Here is a 13467-nt window from a genome sequence, read left to right on the forward strand (position 1 = left end):
ATCACGCTCCCATCGCGTGGTAGCCGCCGTCGACGTGCACGATCTCGCCGGTCGTCGAGGGGAAGAAGTCACTGAGCAGGCCGACGATGGTGCGCCCGGTCGGCTCCAGGTCGGACGGGTCCCAGCCCAGCGGGGCGCGGTCCAGCCACGGCTCCTCGAACTTCTCGAAGCCCGGGATCGCCTTCGCGGCCAGCGTCTTCAGCGGGCCGGCCGACACCAGGTTGCAGCGGATGCCCCGCGCGCCGAGGTCGCGCGCGAGATACCGGTTGGTCGACTCGAGCGCCGCCTTCGCGACCCCCATCCAGTCGTACCCGGGCCAGGCCACGGTCGCGTCGAAGGTCATCCCGACCACGCTGCTCCCCCGGCTCATCAGCGGCGCGCACGTGACCGCGAGGGCCTTCAGGCTGTACGCCGAGACGTGCACGGCCTGCGCCACGTCGTCCCACGGGCCGTCCAGGAACTTGCCGCCGAGAATCGTCTCCGGGTTCCCGTACGCGATCGAGTGCACGACCCCGTCCAGTCCGTCGACGTGCTCCCGCACCGCGTCGGGCAGCGCCGCCAGGTGCTCGGCGTTCGTGACGTCCAACTCCAGCACCGGCGGCTCGACCGGCAGCCGCTTGGCGATCCGCTTGGTGATGCTCAGCGCGCGGCCGAAGTTCGAGATCAGCACCGTCGCGCCCTGCTCCTGCGCGACCTTGGCCGTGGCGAAGCCGATCGACGAGTCGAGCGTGACGCCGGCGACCAGGACCCGCTTGCCGTCGAGGATGCCCATCAGTGGCCCATCCCGATGCCGCCGTCGACCGGGATCACCGCGCCGGTGATGTACCCGGCCTCCTCCGAGGACAGCCAGCGGACCGCGTTCGCGATCTCCGAGGTCAGGCCGAAACGCCCGAGCGGGATCTGGCTCAGGTACTGCTTCTGCGTCTCCTCCGGCAGCACCGCGGTCATGTCGGTCTCGACGAACCCGGGCGCCACCACGTTCGCGGTGATGCCGCGGCTGCCCAGCTCGCGGGCGATCGAGCGGGCCATCCCGATCAGGCCGGACTTGCTGGCCGCGTAGTTCACCTGGCCCGGCGAGCCGAGCAGGCCGACCACCGAGGAGATGAACACGATCCGGCCCTTGCGCAGCCGCAGCATGCCCTTCGCGGCCCGCCGGGCGACGCGGAACGAGCCGGTCAGGTTGGTCTGCACGACCTGGTCCCAGTCCTCGTCGGACATCCGCAGCAGCAGCGTGTCGCGGGTGATGCCGGCATTCGCCACCAGCACCTCGACCGGGCCCTGCTGCTCCGCGATCGTGTCGAACGCGGCGTCGACCTGCGCCTGGTCGGTGATGTCGCACTTCACCCCGAGGAAACCCTCCGGCGGCGGGCTCGAGTTGTAGGTCACGGCGACCTGGTCACCGGCCTCCTTGAACGCGGTAGCGATCGCCAGACCGATACCCCGGTTGCCTCCGGTCACCAGCACAGACCTGCCCACAAGCCCTCCTCACGTCGTCGGTCGGAGGAACGCTATCCCACTCGGGCCGGTGCGCAGATCTCAGGAGTCTTCGAGCCGGAAACCGACCTTCATCGTCACCTGGTAGTGGTCGATCTGGTTGTCTTCGATGTGCCCGCGAATATCGGTCACCTCGAACCAGTCGAGGTGCCGCAGCGTCTCGCCGGCACGGGTGATCCCGTTGGTGATCGCCTGGTTCAGACCCTCCTTGGAGGTGCCCACGATCTCCGTGACGCGGTACGTGCGATCGGTCATGACATACCTGCTTCCAGCCTGGCTGCGCTTGGGCGGACGGCGCGGCGTACCGTTGTTCCTGGTGAGGAGGATAGATGTCGAGACGCCATGAGCGGAGCGGCGCGGCGGTCATCTCGGTGACCAGTGCGCAGCCGGGCCGGTCCGAGGATCTGGACAGCCGGATCGTGCGGTACGCCTGGATGATGTCGATCCGGGTGGTGTGCTTCATCCTCGCGGTGGTCACCCCGTCGCCGTGGCGCTGGGCCTTCGTGGTCGGCGCGATCGCACTGCCGTACTTCGCGGTCGTGCTGGCCAACGCCCACCGGTCCGCGACCCAGGGCGGCGCGAGCCCGTTCATCGCCCCCGGCCGGACCGCGATCGGGGACGGCCGGACGACCGTCGTACGGGCCGACGAGGAGCCGGTTCAGGACGGCGGAACCGACACCGAAAAGTGATCTGGGCCGGGACTGGAAAACTTGGACTGATTCGTGTCAGAATCTCCCGCGTGCCTTGAAGTTCAGCAGTGGAATTCAGGGACTTGATGCGGCGTCGGACGGCTCCCCCCGTGGCTGTCCGACGTCGCTTCATTTTTGCCCTTATTGATTATTGAGACATCAGGAATATCGGGAATGTGACTGACGAACCTGCTCCGACCACCTGCTCCGCCAGGGGCTGCGGCAACGCCGCCACCTGGGCGTTGCGCTGGAACAACCCGAAGATCCACACGCCGGACCGGCGGAAGACCTGGCTCGCCTGCGACGAACACAAGGACAGCCTGTCGGACTTCCTCGACCGGCGGTCATTCCTGCGCGAGGTCGAACCATTCAGCTAAGGAATGTCGAGCGCACACGCCAGCGACATACCGAAAAAGCACATTTCCGGATTAGGCCGGTCAACCGCCGATCGCGGACATCGGCCGGGCCGGTTGCAGGAAGCTCGGGTCGTTGATGCCGTGGCCCGGGTGTTTGCGGAGCATCGCGCGCCGCCAGCGGTCGGCCAGTTCCGCATCGTCGGCGCCGGCGCGCAGCGCGGACCGCAGATCGGACTCGGTGCGCGCGAACAGGCAGTCGCGGATCTGACCGTCGGCGGTCAGCCGGACCCGGTCGCAGTCCCCGCAGAACGGCCGGGTCACCGACGCGATGATGCCGACGGTCCGCGGACCGCCGTCGACCAGGAACGACTCGGCCGGCGCGCTGCCGCGCTTCGACGCGTCGTCCGGGGTCAGGTGGAACCGGTCGGTGAGCATGCCGAGGATGTCGTCGGCGGTCACCATCGTCGCCCGGTCCCAGCCGTGCTGGGCGTCCAGCGGCATCTGCTCGATGAACCGCAGTTCGTACCCGCGGGCGAGGCAGAACTCCAGCAACTGCGGCGCTTCGGTGTCGTTCACGCCGCGCATCAGGACCGCGTTCACCTTCACCGGCGTCAGGCCGGCGTCGTGCGCGGCCTCGAGTCCGGCGATCACGTCCTTGAGCCGGTCCCGCCGCGTGAGCTGCTTGAACGTGTCCGCGTTCACGGCGTCGAGGCTGACATTCACCCGGTCCAGACCGGCATCCTTCAGCGCCTGCGCCTGGCGGGCCAGCCCGATGCCGTTGGTGGTCAGCGAGATCTCCGGGCGCGGCGCGAGCTCCGCCGTACGGGCGACGATGCCGACCAGGCCGCGGCGCAGCAGCGGCTCGCCGCCGGTGAAGCGGATCTCGTGCACGCCGAGCTGGGTGACCGCGACCGAGACCAGGCGGACGACCTCGTCGTCGGTGAGCAGCTCGGGCTTGCCGAGCCAGTCCAGGCCTTCCTCCGGCATGCAGTACGTGCAACGGAGATTGCAGCGGTCCGTGAGCGAGACCCGCAGGTCGGTCGCGACCCGGCCGTAGCGGTCCGCCAGGCCCAGTTGAGTCGCTTCCCGGATCGCCGTCATCCCCCCAGCGTACGTGCCGGGCGTCAGGCATTTCAGGGGATGGCTTAAGTTCGAGACGTGGGTCGTGTGATGAACATCCGCTGGATCACTGCCGCGCTGGGAGTTCTGGCGCTGGCCGCCGTGTGCGTTCTGCTCGGCCGCTGGCAGCTGCACCGGCTCGACGAACGCAAGGCGCGCAACGAGGTGACCAGGTCGAACCTGGCCGCCGCGCCCGCGCCCCTGGACCAGATCGTCGGACCGCAGGCCGTTGTCGGCGACCAGCACGCCTGGCGCACCGCGATCGTCACCGGGCACTACGACGCGTCGAAGCAGGTCGTCCTCAAGTACCGCAACGTCGAGGACAAGCCAGGCTTCGAGATCGTCACGCCGCTGATGCTGCCGGACGGGAAGGCGGTACTGGTCGACCGCGGCTTCATCGCCCGGCAGAGCTCGGAGCTGATGCCGGTGAACGTCCCCGCCGTACCGAGCGGCGAGGTCACCGTCACCGGGCGCCTGCAGCGCAGCGAACGCGGCGGCAGCACCAACGGCGGTACGCCGGACGACGGCACCGCCCGGCTGATCAACGGTCCCGACTTCGCGAAGGTCCTCGGGCTGAACCTGTACGACGGCTACATCCAGATCACCAAGCAGGACCCGGCCAACGACCCGTCGTTCGGCGGGTTCCCCGGCCCCGAGATCGATGACGGTCCACACTTCTTCTACGCACTGCAGTGGTTCTTCTTCGCGCTGCTGGCGATCGGTGGACTGGTCTACTTCACGAAAACGGGAGGTCGCGGTGGCAAGTCGGGGGACGACGTCGAGCAGCCCGCGGTCCACGCCGGCGCGCCGGATTGAGGACTACGCGCTGATCGGTGACCTGCAGACCGCCGCACTGGTGTCGAAGCAGGGCTCGATCGACTGGCTGTGCTTCCCGCGGTTCGACTCCCCCGCCTGCTTCGCGGCGCTGCTCGGCACCGAGGACAACGGCCACTGGCGGATCGCGCCGCGGGACGCGGACGCGGTCAGCAGCCGGCACTACCGCGGCGACACCCTGGTCCTGGAGACCGAGTGGTCGACGCCGACCGGCACGGTGCGGGTGATCGACTTCATGCCGCCCCGGGACGCGGCACCGGACGTGGTCCGGATCGTCGAGGGCGTGCACGGCACGGTCGAGATGCGGTCCGAGCTGAAGCTGCGGTTCGACTACGGTCACGTCGTTCCGTGGGTACGCCGTTCCGACGGGCAGATCGACGCGATCGCCGGACCGGACGCGGTCTCGCTGCGCTCCGACGTCCACCAGTACGGCCGCGACCTCACGACGTACGGCGATTTCCGCGTCGGCAAGGGCGACCGCGCCTGGTTCGTGCTGACCTGGCACCCGTCGCACCACCCGGTGCCGCGGGCCACGGACGCGATCGCGTCGCTGCGGCCGACCGAGGACTTCTGGACCGACTGGATCGGCCGCAGTACGAGCACCACCGAGCTCAGCGAGGAGGTGACGCGGTCGATCCTGACGCTGAAGGCGCTGACGTACGCGCCGTCCGGGGGGATCGTCGCGGCCCCGACCACCTCGCTGCCCGAGACGCTCGGCGGCGCGCGCAACTGGGACTACCGGTACTGCTGGTTGCGCGACGCAACGATGACGCTGTCGGCGATGCTGCGCGCCGGATACTCCGACGAGGCCGAGGCCTGGCGGAACTGGCTGCTCCGCGCGATCGCCGGCTCCCCGCAGGACGTGCAGATCATGTACGGCGTGACCGGCGAGCGCCGGCTCACCGAGTTCGAGGCCGGCTGGCTGCCCGGGTTCGCCGGGTCGGCACCGGTGCGGATCGGGAACGCGGCCGCCGAACAGCTGCAGATCGACGTGTTCGGCGAGGTGATGGACGTGCTCGCGCTCGCCCGCGAACACCAGATCGGGGCGATCGAGGAGGCCTGGCAGGTGCAGCGCGGGCTGATGCGGCACCTGGACGACGTGTGGAACCAGCCCGACGAAGGGATCTGGGAGGTCCGCGGCGGGCGCCAGCACTTCACGTACTCGAAGGTGATGGCCTGGGTCGCGTTCGACCGGGCCGCGCGGGCGGTCGAGCGGTTCGGACTGACCGGGCCGGCCAAGGAGTGGCGGGCGCGCGCGGACGAGATCCACCAGGCGGTCTGCGCGCAGGCGTACGACCCAGACCGGAACACGTTCACGCAGGCGTACGGCAGCAAGGCGCTCGATGCCGCCGTACTGCTGATCCCGCAGGTCGGGTTCCTGCCGGCCGACGATCCGCGAGTGGTCGGCACGGTGGACGCCGTCCAGCGTGAGCTGACCGCCGACGGGTTCGTCCGGCGGTACCTGACCGAGCACACCGACGACGGGCTGAGCGGCGACGAGGGCACGTTCCTGATCTGCTCGTTCTGGCTGGCCGACGCGCTGGCGATGGTCGGCCGGGTCGGCGAGGCCCGCGACCTGTACGAGAAGCTGGTTGCCCTGCGCAACGACGTCGGGCTGCTCGCCGAGGAGTACGACGTGAGCTCCGGGCGGATGCTCGGGAATTTCCCGCAGGCGTTCTCGCACCTCGGCCTGGTCAACACCGCGTGGCACCTGACCACGGCCGAGTCCCCGCTGCGCAGGTCGGCGTACTAGTTTCTTGCCGTCGGCCACCGTCGAGGTGCGCGCCGGGGTGCGGTGCGGCAGGATGGTGCCGTGGACCTCGGACTGCGCGATCGCACCTACATCGTCACCGGCGCCAGCGCCGGGCTCGGCTTCGCCACGGCGAAGGCGCTGGCCGCCGAAGGCGCCCGGCTGGTGATCTCCAGCCGGAACGAGGAGTCGATCTCCCGGGCCGCCGCGGAACTGTCAGGGCTGGGCGCGAACGTCGTCGGGATCCCGGTCGACAACGCCGACCCGGAGAGCGCGGAGCGGCTGGCCGCGACCGCGATCGCCAAGTGGGGCGAGCTGCACGGCGCGCTGATCAGCGTCGGCGGCCCGCGCGCCGGGACCGCGCTGGACACCGACGAGGAGGACTGGCGGGCGGCGTTCGACAGCGTGTTCCTCGGCGGGCTGCGGATCGCCCGGGCGGTCGCGCGGGCCGGCGCGGAGGGTACGTCGATCGCGTTCGTGCTGTCGTCGTCGGTGAAGTCCCCGATCAACGGGCTGGCGATCTCGAACGGTCTCCGCCCCGGGCTGGCGATGGTCGCGAAGACGCTCGCCGACGAGCTCGGGCCGAACGGCATCCGGGTGAACGGCCTGATGCCGGGCCGGATCTCCACCGACCGGCTGAAGGAGCTCGACGGCAGGTCGAGTGACCCGGAGGCGGCCCGCCGCGCGGCGGAGAAGACCATCCCGCTGCGCCGCTACGGTACCCCCGACGAGTTCGGCCGGGTCGCCGCGTTCGTCCTCTCCCCGGCCGCCTCCTACCTCACCGGCGCGATCATCCCGATCGACGGCGGAGCGCTCCGGACAATCTGATCAGCCCCACTGACCGGGGACGTAGTCGCCGGCCGGTTGCTGGGTGATGATGTTGATGCGGTTCCAGGTGTTGATCCCGGCGATGGCGGCGACCAGGGCGCCGAGCTGTTCCTCGGTGTAGTACTTCGCCGCGTTCTGCCACACGTCGTCGGGGACTCCCCCGGCGGCGTCGGCGATCCGGGTGCCGGCCTCGGCGAGCGCCAGCGCGGCCCGCTCCTCCTCGGTGAAGACCGTGGCCTCACGCCAGACCGCGACCAGGTTGATCCGGACCGCGGTCTCGCCGTGGTGCGCGGCGTCCTTCGAGTGCATGTCCACACAGACCGCGCAGCCGTTGATCTGGCTGACCCGCAGCTCGAGCAACTCCAGCGTGCTGAGCGGCACGCCCGCATCCATCGCACCGCGCGCGGCGGCGTTGAAGTGCTTGATGAACTTGCGCAGCACCGGGTTGGCGAACAGGTCCAGACGAGCGTTCATAACAGGTGTCTCCTTGCGAATGAGCAGGTTGATACCCACCCGACGAGACAGCCGCCCGAAGTGTCAGTCCGGGATTCTGTTGCCCTGCTCGTCCCAGTGCTCAGCGACCTTCTTGCTCGGCTGCACCCGCGGCGGCTCGCCCGGCATCTTCGGGTAGTCGGGCGGGAAGTTCAGCTCGCCACCCGGCAGCTCGTCCCACAACCGCAGCAGCGGATCGAGCGCGTACGCCGTCTCGTCCATGCCGGCCCACGGGTCGCCGTCGGCGAGGTACTCCGGCACCCTGTGCAGGTTGAACGCTCGCGGGTCGTCGACGCCGGCGAGCCGCTCCCACGACATCGGCGTACTGACCGGCGCCCCGGGACGCGGCCGGAGCGACCAGGCGCCGGCGACCGTGCGGTCGCGGAGGTTCTGGTTGAAGTCGAGGAAGATCGAGGCGTCGCCGCGCTCCTCCTTCCACCAGGCGGTGGTGACGCCATCATCGCGGCGCTCCAGTTCCCGCCCGAGCCCGATCGCGGCGTGCCGGACCTCGTCGAACGACCACTCGGGCCGGATCCGCACGTAGATGTGGATGCCCCGGTTGCCACTGGTCTTCGGGTACCCGCGCAGGCCCAGCTCCTCGAGCAGCTCCCGCGCCACGCCGGCCACCCGGCGGGCGTCGGCGAACGTCGCACCCGGCTGTGGATCGAGGTCGATGCGCAGCTCGTCGGGCCGGTCGAGATCGGTCTTCCGGACCGCCCACGGGTGGAAGGTCAGCGTGCCCATCTGCGCCGCCCAGATCGCCGCGGCCGGCTCCGACAGGCACAGCTCGTCGATCGGCCGGCCGTTCGGCGTCAGCACCCGGCAGGTCTCCAGCCAGTCCGGCGCGCCCTTCGGCAGCCGCTTCGAGTAGAACCCGTCGCCGGTCTGCCGGCCGATCGAGTCCACCGACAGCGTCATCCCCTCGCGCCACCCGCCGGGCCAGCGTTCCAGCGCGACCGGCCGGTCCCCCGAGGCGTGCATGAACGCCGGCGCCACGGCGGCGAAGTACTCGCAGACCTGCAGCTTCGTGACCTCCGGCGCCCAGTCGGTCGCCTCGTAGACCACCCGCTCCGGACTGGAGACCCGGACCTCGCGCTCCCCCACGGTGAGCATCACCGCCGTGCTCTTCGCCATGGCCAGACGCTATCGCCCCGGCAGGACAAATTCCGTGGACCGCACGGGAAAGGCAACTTTTCTCGACCCCTGGCCACCGTAGGTGACTGGGCGGTAACGTTCCAGCACCTCGTTCCTGGGGCGTGAGGCCTCCGGGACACCTGACAAGGAGCGCGAGGATGAACAGATCCGCCCTGTTCGCCGCTGCGACTGCAGTGGCGACCACCACCGCCCTCGGACTGACCAGCGCATCTACTGCCACCGGTGCACCGACGGCAAGCCCTGTCCCCACCCCGGCCGCGGCCGTCGCGAAGGCCAAGGAGGCGATCAGCGGCAACCTGGCCGCGCTGCGCGCCGGCTCCGCCGACGCCTTCGTGGTCAAGGACGTGATCGTCGACAAGGACGGCAGCAGCCACGTGCGGATGGACCGCACTGTCGGCGGCCTCCCGGTCCTCGGCGGCGACGTCGTCGTCCACGAGACCAAGGACGGCGCCTTCAAGGGTGCCAGCCTGACGCTCACGAAGAGCGCGAACATCAGCCGTACGCCGAAACTCAGCGGCGCCACCGCGACCGCGAAGGCGCTGACCAAGGGCCTCAAGGCCGAAGGCAAGCCCAGTCTGGTGATCGAGGCCCGCAAGGGCGCGCCGCGACTGGCCTACCTGATCACCACGGTCGGCACCCAGAAGGACGGTACGCCGAGCCGCATCACGACCACCGTCGACGCCCTGACCGGCGCGAAGCTGATCAGCGAGCAGCACATCGAGACAGCCACCGGCGACGGCAAGAGCCTGTACTCCGGGACCGTGCCGCTGGAGACGAGTACGGCGACCGGCGGCTTCACGCTGACCGACGCGACCCGCGGCGGCGGCTGGACCGGCGACGCGAACAACAAGACCGACTCGATCCTCTGCCAGCTCTTCCAGCTGGGCTGCACGGCGGCGACGAAGTTCACCGACGCGGACAACCACTGGGGCAACGGCACGAACTCCGACCGGGCGAGCGCTGCCGTCGACGCGCACTACGGCGCGGCGACGACGTACGACTACTACAAGAACGTCCAGGGCCGGAACGGGATCTTCGGCGACGGCAAGGGCGTTCCGAGCCGGGTGCACTACGGCTCGAACTACGTGAACGCGTTCTGGGACGGCAAGCAGATGACGTACGGCGACGGCGACAACGTTGCCGCCGGCCCGCTCGTGTCGCTGGACGTGGCCGGTCACGAGATGTCCCACGGCGTCACCGAGCACACCGCGAACCTCACGTACTCCGGTGAGTCGGGCGGCCTGAACGAGGCCACCAGCGACATCCTCGGCACGATGGTCGAGTTCTACGCGAACAACCCGGCCGACCCGGGCGACTACTACATCGGCGAGAAGATCATGAAGGACCGCCCCGCATTGCGGTTCATGGACAAACCGAGCAAGGACGGCAAGTCGCCGGACTGCTACTCGTCGAGCGTGGGCAACCTGGACGTGCACTACTCGTCCGGGATCGCCAACCACTTCGCGTACCTGCTCGCCGAGGGCTCGGGCGCGAAGACGATCGGCGGGCTGCCGCACAACTCGCCGACCTGCGACGGTTCGACGCTGACCGGCATCGGGCACGACAAGCTCGGCAAGATCTGGTTCCGCGCCCTGACCACCTACATGACCAGCGGTACGACGTACGCGCAGGCCCGGACCGCGACGCTGAACGCGGCCTCCGACCTGTACGGCGCGAACAGCGCGGAGAAGGCCGCGGTGGCCACCGCCTGGACCGCCGTCAGCGTCAGCTGATCACCTGATTTCGCCGGTCCTGTCCCACTGGGGCGGACAGGACCGGCGAATGATCACCCCTGCTTTTCCGCAGCGCACCCGGTGTTCATGTGTTGGACCTTGGAAGGACCTGAGAGCAATGTGAGAATCCGGCCATGTCTGCCCTGAACGGACCACGGCGCCGCATCGGCGCTCTCGTGGTCGCCTCCAGTCTCGCCGTGGCCGGCGCCGCGACCCTGATCGCCCGGCCCGCCGACGCCGCGTCCACCGATGTGGTCATCACCGAGGTGTACGGCGGTGGCGGCAACAGCGGTGCGCCGTACACCAACGACTTCGTTGAGCTGACCAACAACAGCTCCGCCCCGGTCGACGTGAGCGGCTGGTCGATCCAGTACGCGTCCGCGGCCGGTACGTCGTGGCAGGTCACGAAGCTGACCGGCAGCATCGCGCCGGGCGCCGCGTACCTGGTCCAGGAAGGCGGCGGCGCCAACGGCCAGCCGATGCCGACGCCGGACGTCACCGGCACGATCCCGATGTCCGCCACCGCCGGCAAGGTCGCGCTGGTCACCAGCCAGACCGCGCTGGCCTGCGGCTCCGCGTGCCACGCCGACCCGGCGGTCCGCGACTACGTCGGATTCGGTACGGCGAACGACTCCGAGACGGCGCCCGCGCCGGGCCTGTCGAACACGACCTCCGCGGCCCGCTCGAACCCGAAGCAGGACACCGACAACAACAGCGCCGACTTCGTCGCGGGCAACCCGTCGCCGGGCACGCTGACCGGCGGACCTGCCGAGCCGCCGGTGGACGCCAAGATCCACGACATCCAGGGCGCCGCGCACCGCTCGCCGCTGGAGGGCAAGCGGGTCGGCAACGTCACCGGTGTGGTGACCGCGAAGAGCAGCAACGGGTTCTGGTTCCAGGACACCCAGCCGGACGACAACCCGGCCACCAGCGAAGGCATCTTCGTCTTCACCAGCTCCGCACCCACTGTGTCGGTCGGTGACGCGCTGAACGTCGAGGGCACGGTCGCCGAGTTCCGCCCGGGCGGCTCCGGCGGCACGACGAACCTCACCACGACGGAGCTCACCAACGCCAAGATCACCGTGACCGGCACGGCCGCCGTACCGGCTCCGACGATCGTCGGCCCGGGCGGGCGGGTGCCGCCGTCGACGGTGATCGAGGACGACTCGAACGGCGACGTCGAGAAGACCAGCACGGCGTTCGACCCGGCCAACGACGGGCTCGACTTCTGGGAGTCGCTCGAGGGCATGTGGATCGGCATCAACCAGCCGGAAGTCACCGGTCCGACCAGCTCGTTCCGCGAGCTGTCCGTCGTACCGGCCGGGTCCGGGGTCCGGACCGTCCGCGGCGGCATCCTGCTGCAGAAGACCGACTCGAACCCGGAGCGGATCCTGCTGGACGACGTCCTCACGCCGATTCCGGACGCGAAGACCGGCGACAAGCTGGCCGGGACCGTGACCGGTGTCGTCGACTACTCGTTCGGCAACTTCAAGTTCCTGCCGACCACCACGCCGACCGTGATCGACGGCGGGGTCAAGCGTGAGGTCACCAAGGCCTCCGGGCCGACGCAGCTGTCGGTGGCGACGTTCAACGTGGAGAACCTGGACCCGTCCGACGGCGACGCCAAGTTCGACGGGCTCGCGCAGGCCGTCGTCCACAACCTCGCCTCGCCGGACATCCTCGGCCTCGAGGAGGTCCAGGACAACGACGGCGCGGTCAACTCCGGTACGACGGCCGCGGACAAGACGCTGAACATGCTGACCGCGGCGATCCTGAAGGCGGGCGGCCCGACGTACGCCTGGAAGCAGATCGACCCGGTGAACAACGCCGAGGGCGGCGAGCCGGGCGGCAACATCCGGGTGGCGTTCATGTACCGGACCGACAAGCCGCTGACCTTCGTCGACACGCCCGGCGGCGGCTCGACGACCGCGACCACGATCGTCACCGACCACGCCGGCCGGCCGCACCTCAGCTCGTCGCCGGGTCGCGTCGACCCGGCCAACCCGGCCTGGGCCGCGACCCGGGTGCCGCTGGCTGGCGAGTTCAAGTGGCACGGGCAGACCGTGTTCGTGGTCGTGAACCACTTCAGCTCCAAGGGCGGCGACGACCCGCTGTGGGGCCGGTTCCAGCCGCCGGTGCAGTCCAGCGCGCCGAAGCGGCACCAGCAGGCCGCCGCGGTCCGCGGGTTCGTGGACCAGATCCTGGCGAAGGACAAGGGCGCGAACATCGTCGTACTCGGTGACCTGAACGACTTCGACTGGTCGCAGACCGCGGACATCCTGGTCGGCGCGGGCAAGACCGCGCTCGTCGACCTGCCGCGGACGCTGCCGCTGCCGGAGCGGTACAGCTACGTGTTCGAGGGCAACAGCCAGATCCTGGACCAGATCCTGGTGTCGCAGAACCTGCGGCCGACCTCGCAGTACGACGTCGTGCACATGAACGCGGAGTTCCCGGACCAGATCTCCGACCACGACCCGCAGGTGGTGAAGCTGACGCCGCTCCCGTCCTGGGTGCGCTAACCGGAGTGTTACGTCGGTCGCCCGGACGGGGTTTTCGCGTCCGGGCGGCCGATACTGGTGTGGTGACAGATGACACCAAGCAGTACGCCGTCCAGAAGTCCGACGCGGAGTGGAAGGCAGAGCTCTCCCCCGCCGAGTTCCACGTGTTGCGCCAGGCCGGCACCGAGCGGCCGTTCGTCGGTGAGTACACCGACACCAAGACGGTCGGTGTCTACAAGTGCCGGGCCTGCGACGCCGAGCTGTTCCGCAGCGAGACCAAGTTCGACTCGCACTGCGGCTGGCCGTCCTTCTTCGCCCCGCTCGCCGAGGACCGGGTCGAGTACATCGAGGACTCCACCCTCGGCATGAAGCGGGTCGAGGTCCGCTGCGCGAACTGCGGCTCGCACCTCGGTCACGTCTTCGAGGGCGAGGGCTACGGCACCCCGACCGACCTGCGGTACTGCATCAACAGCATCAGCCTCACCCTCGACCCGCTGTAGATTGACCCCAACTGGTGTT

At 69.6% G+C, this 13467-nt stretch carries 14 protein-coding genes; 8 read left to right on the plus strand and 6 right to left on the minus strand.

The genetic code is table 11. The features are described from left to right. Window position 1: 1 nt before the first annotated feature. The 3 genes from fabI to ACQHIV_RS12590 are packed head-to-tail and all read right to left on the minus strand — an operon-like array spanning window position 2 to window position 1749. The gene (gene fabI, locus ACQHIV_RS12580) at window positions 2-772 is read right to left on the minus strand and encodes an enoyl-ACP reductase FabI (RefSeq protein ID WP_427893882.1); all 771 of its coding nucleotides are present in this window, start codon (window positions 770-772) and stop codon (window positions 2-4) included. After that, a complete protein-coding gene (gene fabG, locus ACQHIV_RS12585) occupies window positions 772-1476 on the minus strand; it encodes a 3-oxoacyl-[acyl-carrier-protein] reductase (protein ID WP_427893884.1) in 705 nt (234 codons plus the stop codon). The genes fabI and fabG overlap by 1 nt, the downstream gene beginning before the upstream one ends. Before the next feature lie 60 nt (window positions 1477-1536). Then, the gene (locus ACQHIV_RS12590; RefSeq protein WP_427893886.1) at window positions 1537-1749 is read right to left on the minus strand and encodes a dodecin; all 213 of its coding nucleotides are present in this window, start codon (window positions 1747-1749) and stop codon (window positions 1537-1539) included. A 74-nt stretch (window positions 1750-1823) separates the two neighbouring features. Here ACQHIV_RS12590 and ACQHIV_RS12595 point away from each other — a divergent pair, with 74 nt between their 5' ends. Both ACQHIV_RS12595 and ACQHIV_RS12600 read left to right on the plus strand, forming a co-directional pair. Continuing rightward, window positions 1824-2183: a DUF3099 domain-containing protein gene (locus tag ACQHIV_RS12595; RefSeq protein WP_427893888.1), complete on the plus strand. Its 360-nt coding sequence runs from the start codon at window positions 1824-1826 to the stop codon at window positions 2181-2183. A 176-nt stretch (window positions 2184-2359) separates the two neighbouring features. Continuing rightward, window positions 2360-2560: a hypothetical protein gene (locus ACQHIV_RS12600; protein WP_427893890.1), complete on the plus strand. Its 201-nt coding sequence runs from the start codon at window positions 2360-2362 to the stop codon at window positions 2558-2560. Window positions 2561-2620: 60 nt separating this feature from the next. Here ACQHIV_RS12600 and moaA read toward each other — a convergent pair whose 3' ends face one another. Further along, on the minus strand, window positions 2621-3640 hold the full coding sequence (gene moaA / locus ACQHIV_RS12605) for a GTP 3',8-cyclase MoaA (protein ID WP_427893892.1): 1020 nt from the start codon (window positions 3638-3640) through the stop codon (window positions 2621-2623). A 57-nt stretch (window positions 3641-3697) separates the two neighbouring features. Between moaA and ACQHIV_RS12610 the strand changes: the two genes are divergently transcribed. From ACQHIV_RS12610 to ACQHIV_RS12620, 3 genes are read left to right on the plus strand one after another with little or no spacing between them, the layout of a single operon-like run. Further along, window positions 3698-4474 carry an SURF1 family protein gene (locus tag ACQHIV_RS12610; protein WP_427893894.1) on the plus strand — a complete coding sequence of 259 codons (777 nt, stop codon included), beginning with the start codon at window positions 3698-3700 and terminating at the stop codon, window positions 4472-4474. Continuing rightward, the gene (locus ACQHIV_RS12615; RefSeq protein WP_427893896.1) at window positions 4416-6245 is read left to right on the plus strand and encodes a glycoside hydrolase family 15 protein; all 1830 of its coding nucleotides are present in this window, start codon (window positions 4416-4418) and stop codon (window positions 6243-6245) included. The genes ACQHIV_RS12610 and ACQHIV_RS12615 overlap by 59 nt, the downstream gene beginning before the upstream one ends. Window positions 6246-6305: 60 nt before the next feature. Next, window positions 6306-7070, plus strand: a complete 765-nt coding sequence (locus tag ACQHIV_RS12620) for an SDR family oxidoreductase (RefSeq protein ID WP_427893898.1) — start codon at window positions 6306-6308, stop codon at window positions 7068-7070. Here the strand turns inward: ACQHIV_RS12620 and ACQHIV_RS12625 are convergent, their stop codons facing one another. Together ACQHIV_RS12625 and ACQHIV_RS12630 are read right to left on the minus strand one after the other, a co-directional pair. Further along, a complete protein-coding gene (locus ACQHIV_RS12625; RefSeq protein WP_427893900.1) occupies window positions 7071-7544 on the minus strand; it encodes a carboxymuconolactone decarboxylase family protein in 474 nt (157 codons plus the stop codon). Window positions 7545-7607: 63 nt separating this feature from the next. Continuing rightward, complete coding sequence (locus ACQHIV_RS12630; RefSeq protein ID WP_427893902.1) at window positions 7608-8696, minus strand: DNA polymerase domain-containing protein; 1089 nt, start codon at window positions 8694-8696, stop codon at window positions 7608-7610. Between the two features lie 158 nt (window positions 8697-8854). Between ACQHIV_RS12630 and ACQHIV_RS12635 the strand changes: the two genes are divergently transcribed. From ACQHIV_RS12635 to msrB, 3 genes are all read left to right on the plus strand, one after another. Next, window positions 8855-10450: a M4 family metallopeptidase gene (locus ACQHIV_RS12635; RefSeq protein WP_427893904.1), complete on the plus strand. Its 1596-nt coding sequence runs from the start codon at window positions 8855-8857 to the stop codon at window positions 10448-10450. Between the two features lie 134 nt (window positions 10451-10584). Continuing rightward, window positions 10585-12969: a lamin tail domain-containing protein gene (locus ACQHIV_RS12640; RefSeq protein WP_427893905.1), complete on the plus strand. Its 2385-nt coding sequence runs from the start codon at window positions 10585-10587 to the stop codon at window positions 12967-12969. Between the two features lie 62 nt (window positions 12970-13031). Next, the gene (gene msrB / locus ACQHIV_RS12645; protein ID WP_427893907.1) at window positions 13032-13448 is read left to right on the plus strand and encodes a peptide-methionine (R)-S-oxide reductase MsrB; all 417 of its coding nucleotides are present in this window, start codon (window positions 13032-13034) and stop codon (window positions 13446-13448) included. The last annotated feature ends 19 nt before the right edge of the window (window positions 13449-13467 follow it).

It is taken from the genome of Kribbella polygonati, assembly GCF_050320105.1.
Classification (GTDB): Bacteria; Actinomycetota; Actinomycetes; order Propionibacteriales; family Kribbellaceae; genus Kribbella.

Coding starts and splice junctions, on each gene's coding strand:
- fabI (WP_427893882.1), bottom strand. CDS start 772: ATGGGCATCCTCGACGGCAAGCGGGTCCTGGTCGCCGGCGTCACGCTC.
- ACQHIV_RS12590 (WP_427893886.1), bottom strand. CDS start 1,749: ATGACCGATCGCACGTACCGCGTCACGGAGATCGTGGGCACCTCCAAG.
- ACQHIV_RS12595 (WP_427893888.1), top strand. CDS start 1,824: ATGTCGAGACGCCATGAGCGGAGCGGCGCGGCGGTCATCTCGGTGACC.
- moaA (WP_427893892.1), bottom strand. CDS start 3,640: ATGACGGCGATCCGGGAAGCGACTCAACTGGGCCTGGCGGACCGCTAC.
- ACQHIV_RS12625 (WP_427893900.1), bottom strand. CDS start 7,544: ATGAACGCTCGTCTGGACCTGTTCGCCAACCCGGTGCTGCGCAAGTTC.
- ACQHIV_RS12630 (WP_427893902.1), bottom strand. CDS start 8,696: ATGGCGAAGAGCACGGCGGTGATGCTCACCGTGGGGGAGCGCGAGGTC.
- ACQHIV_RS12635 (WP_427893904.1), top strand. CDS start 8,855: ATGAACAGATCCGCCCTGTTCGCCGCTGCGACTGCAGTGGCGACCACC.
- ACQHIV_RS12640 (WP_427893905.1), top strand. CDS start 10,585: ATGTCTGCCCTGAACGGACCACGGCGCCGCATCGGCGCTCTCGTGGTC.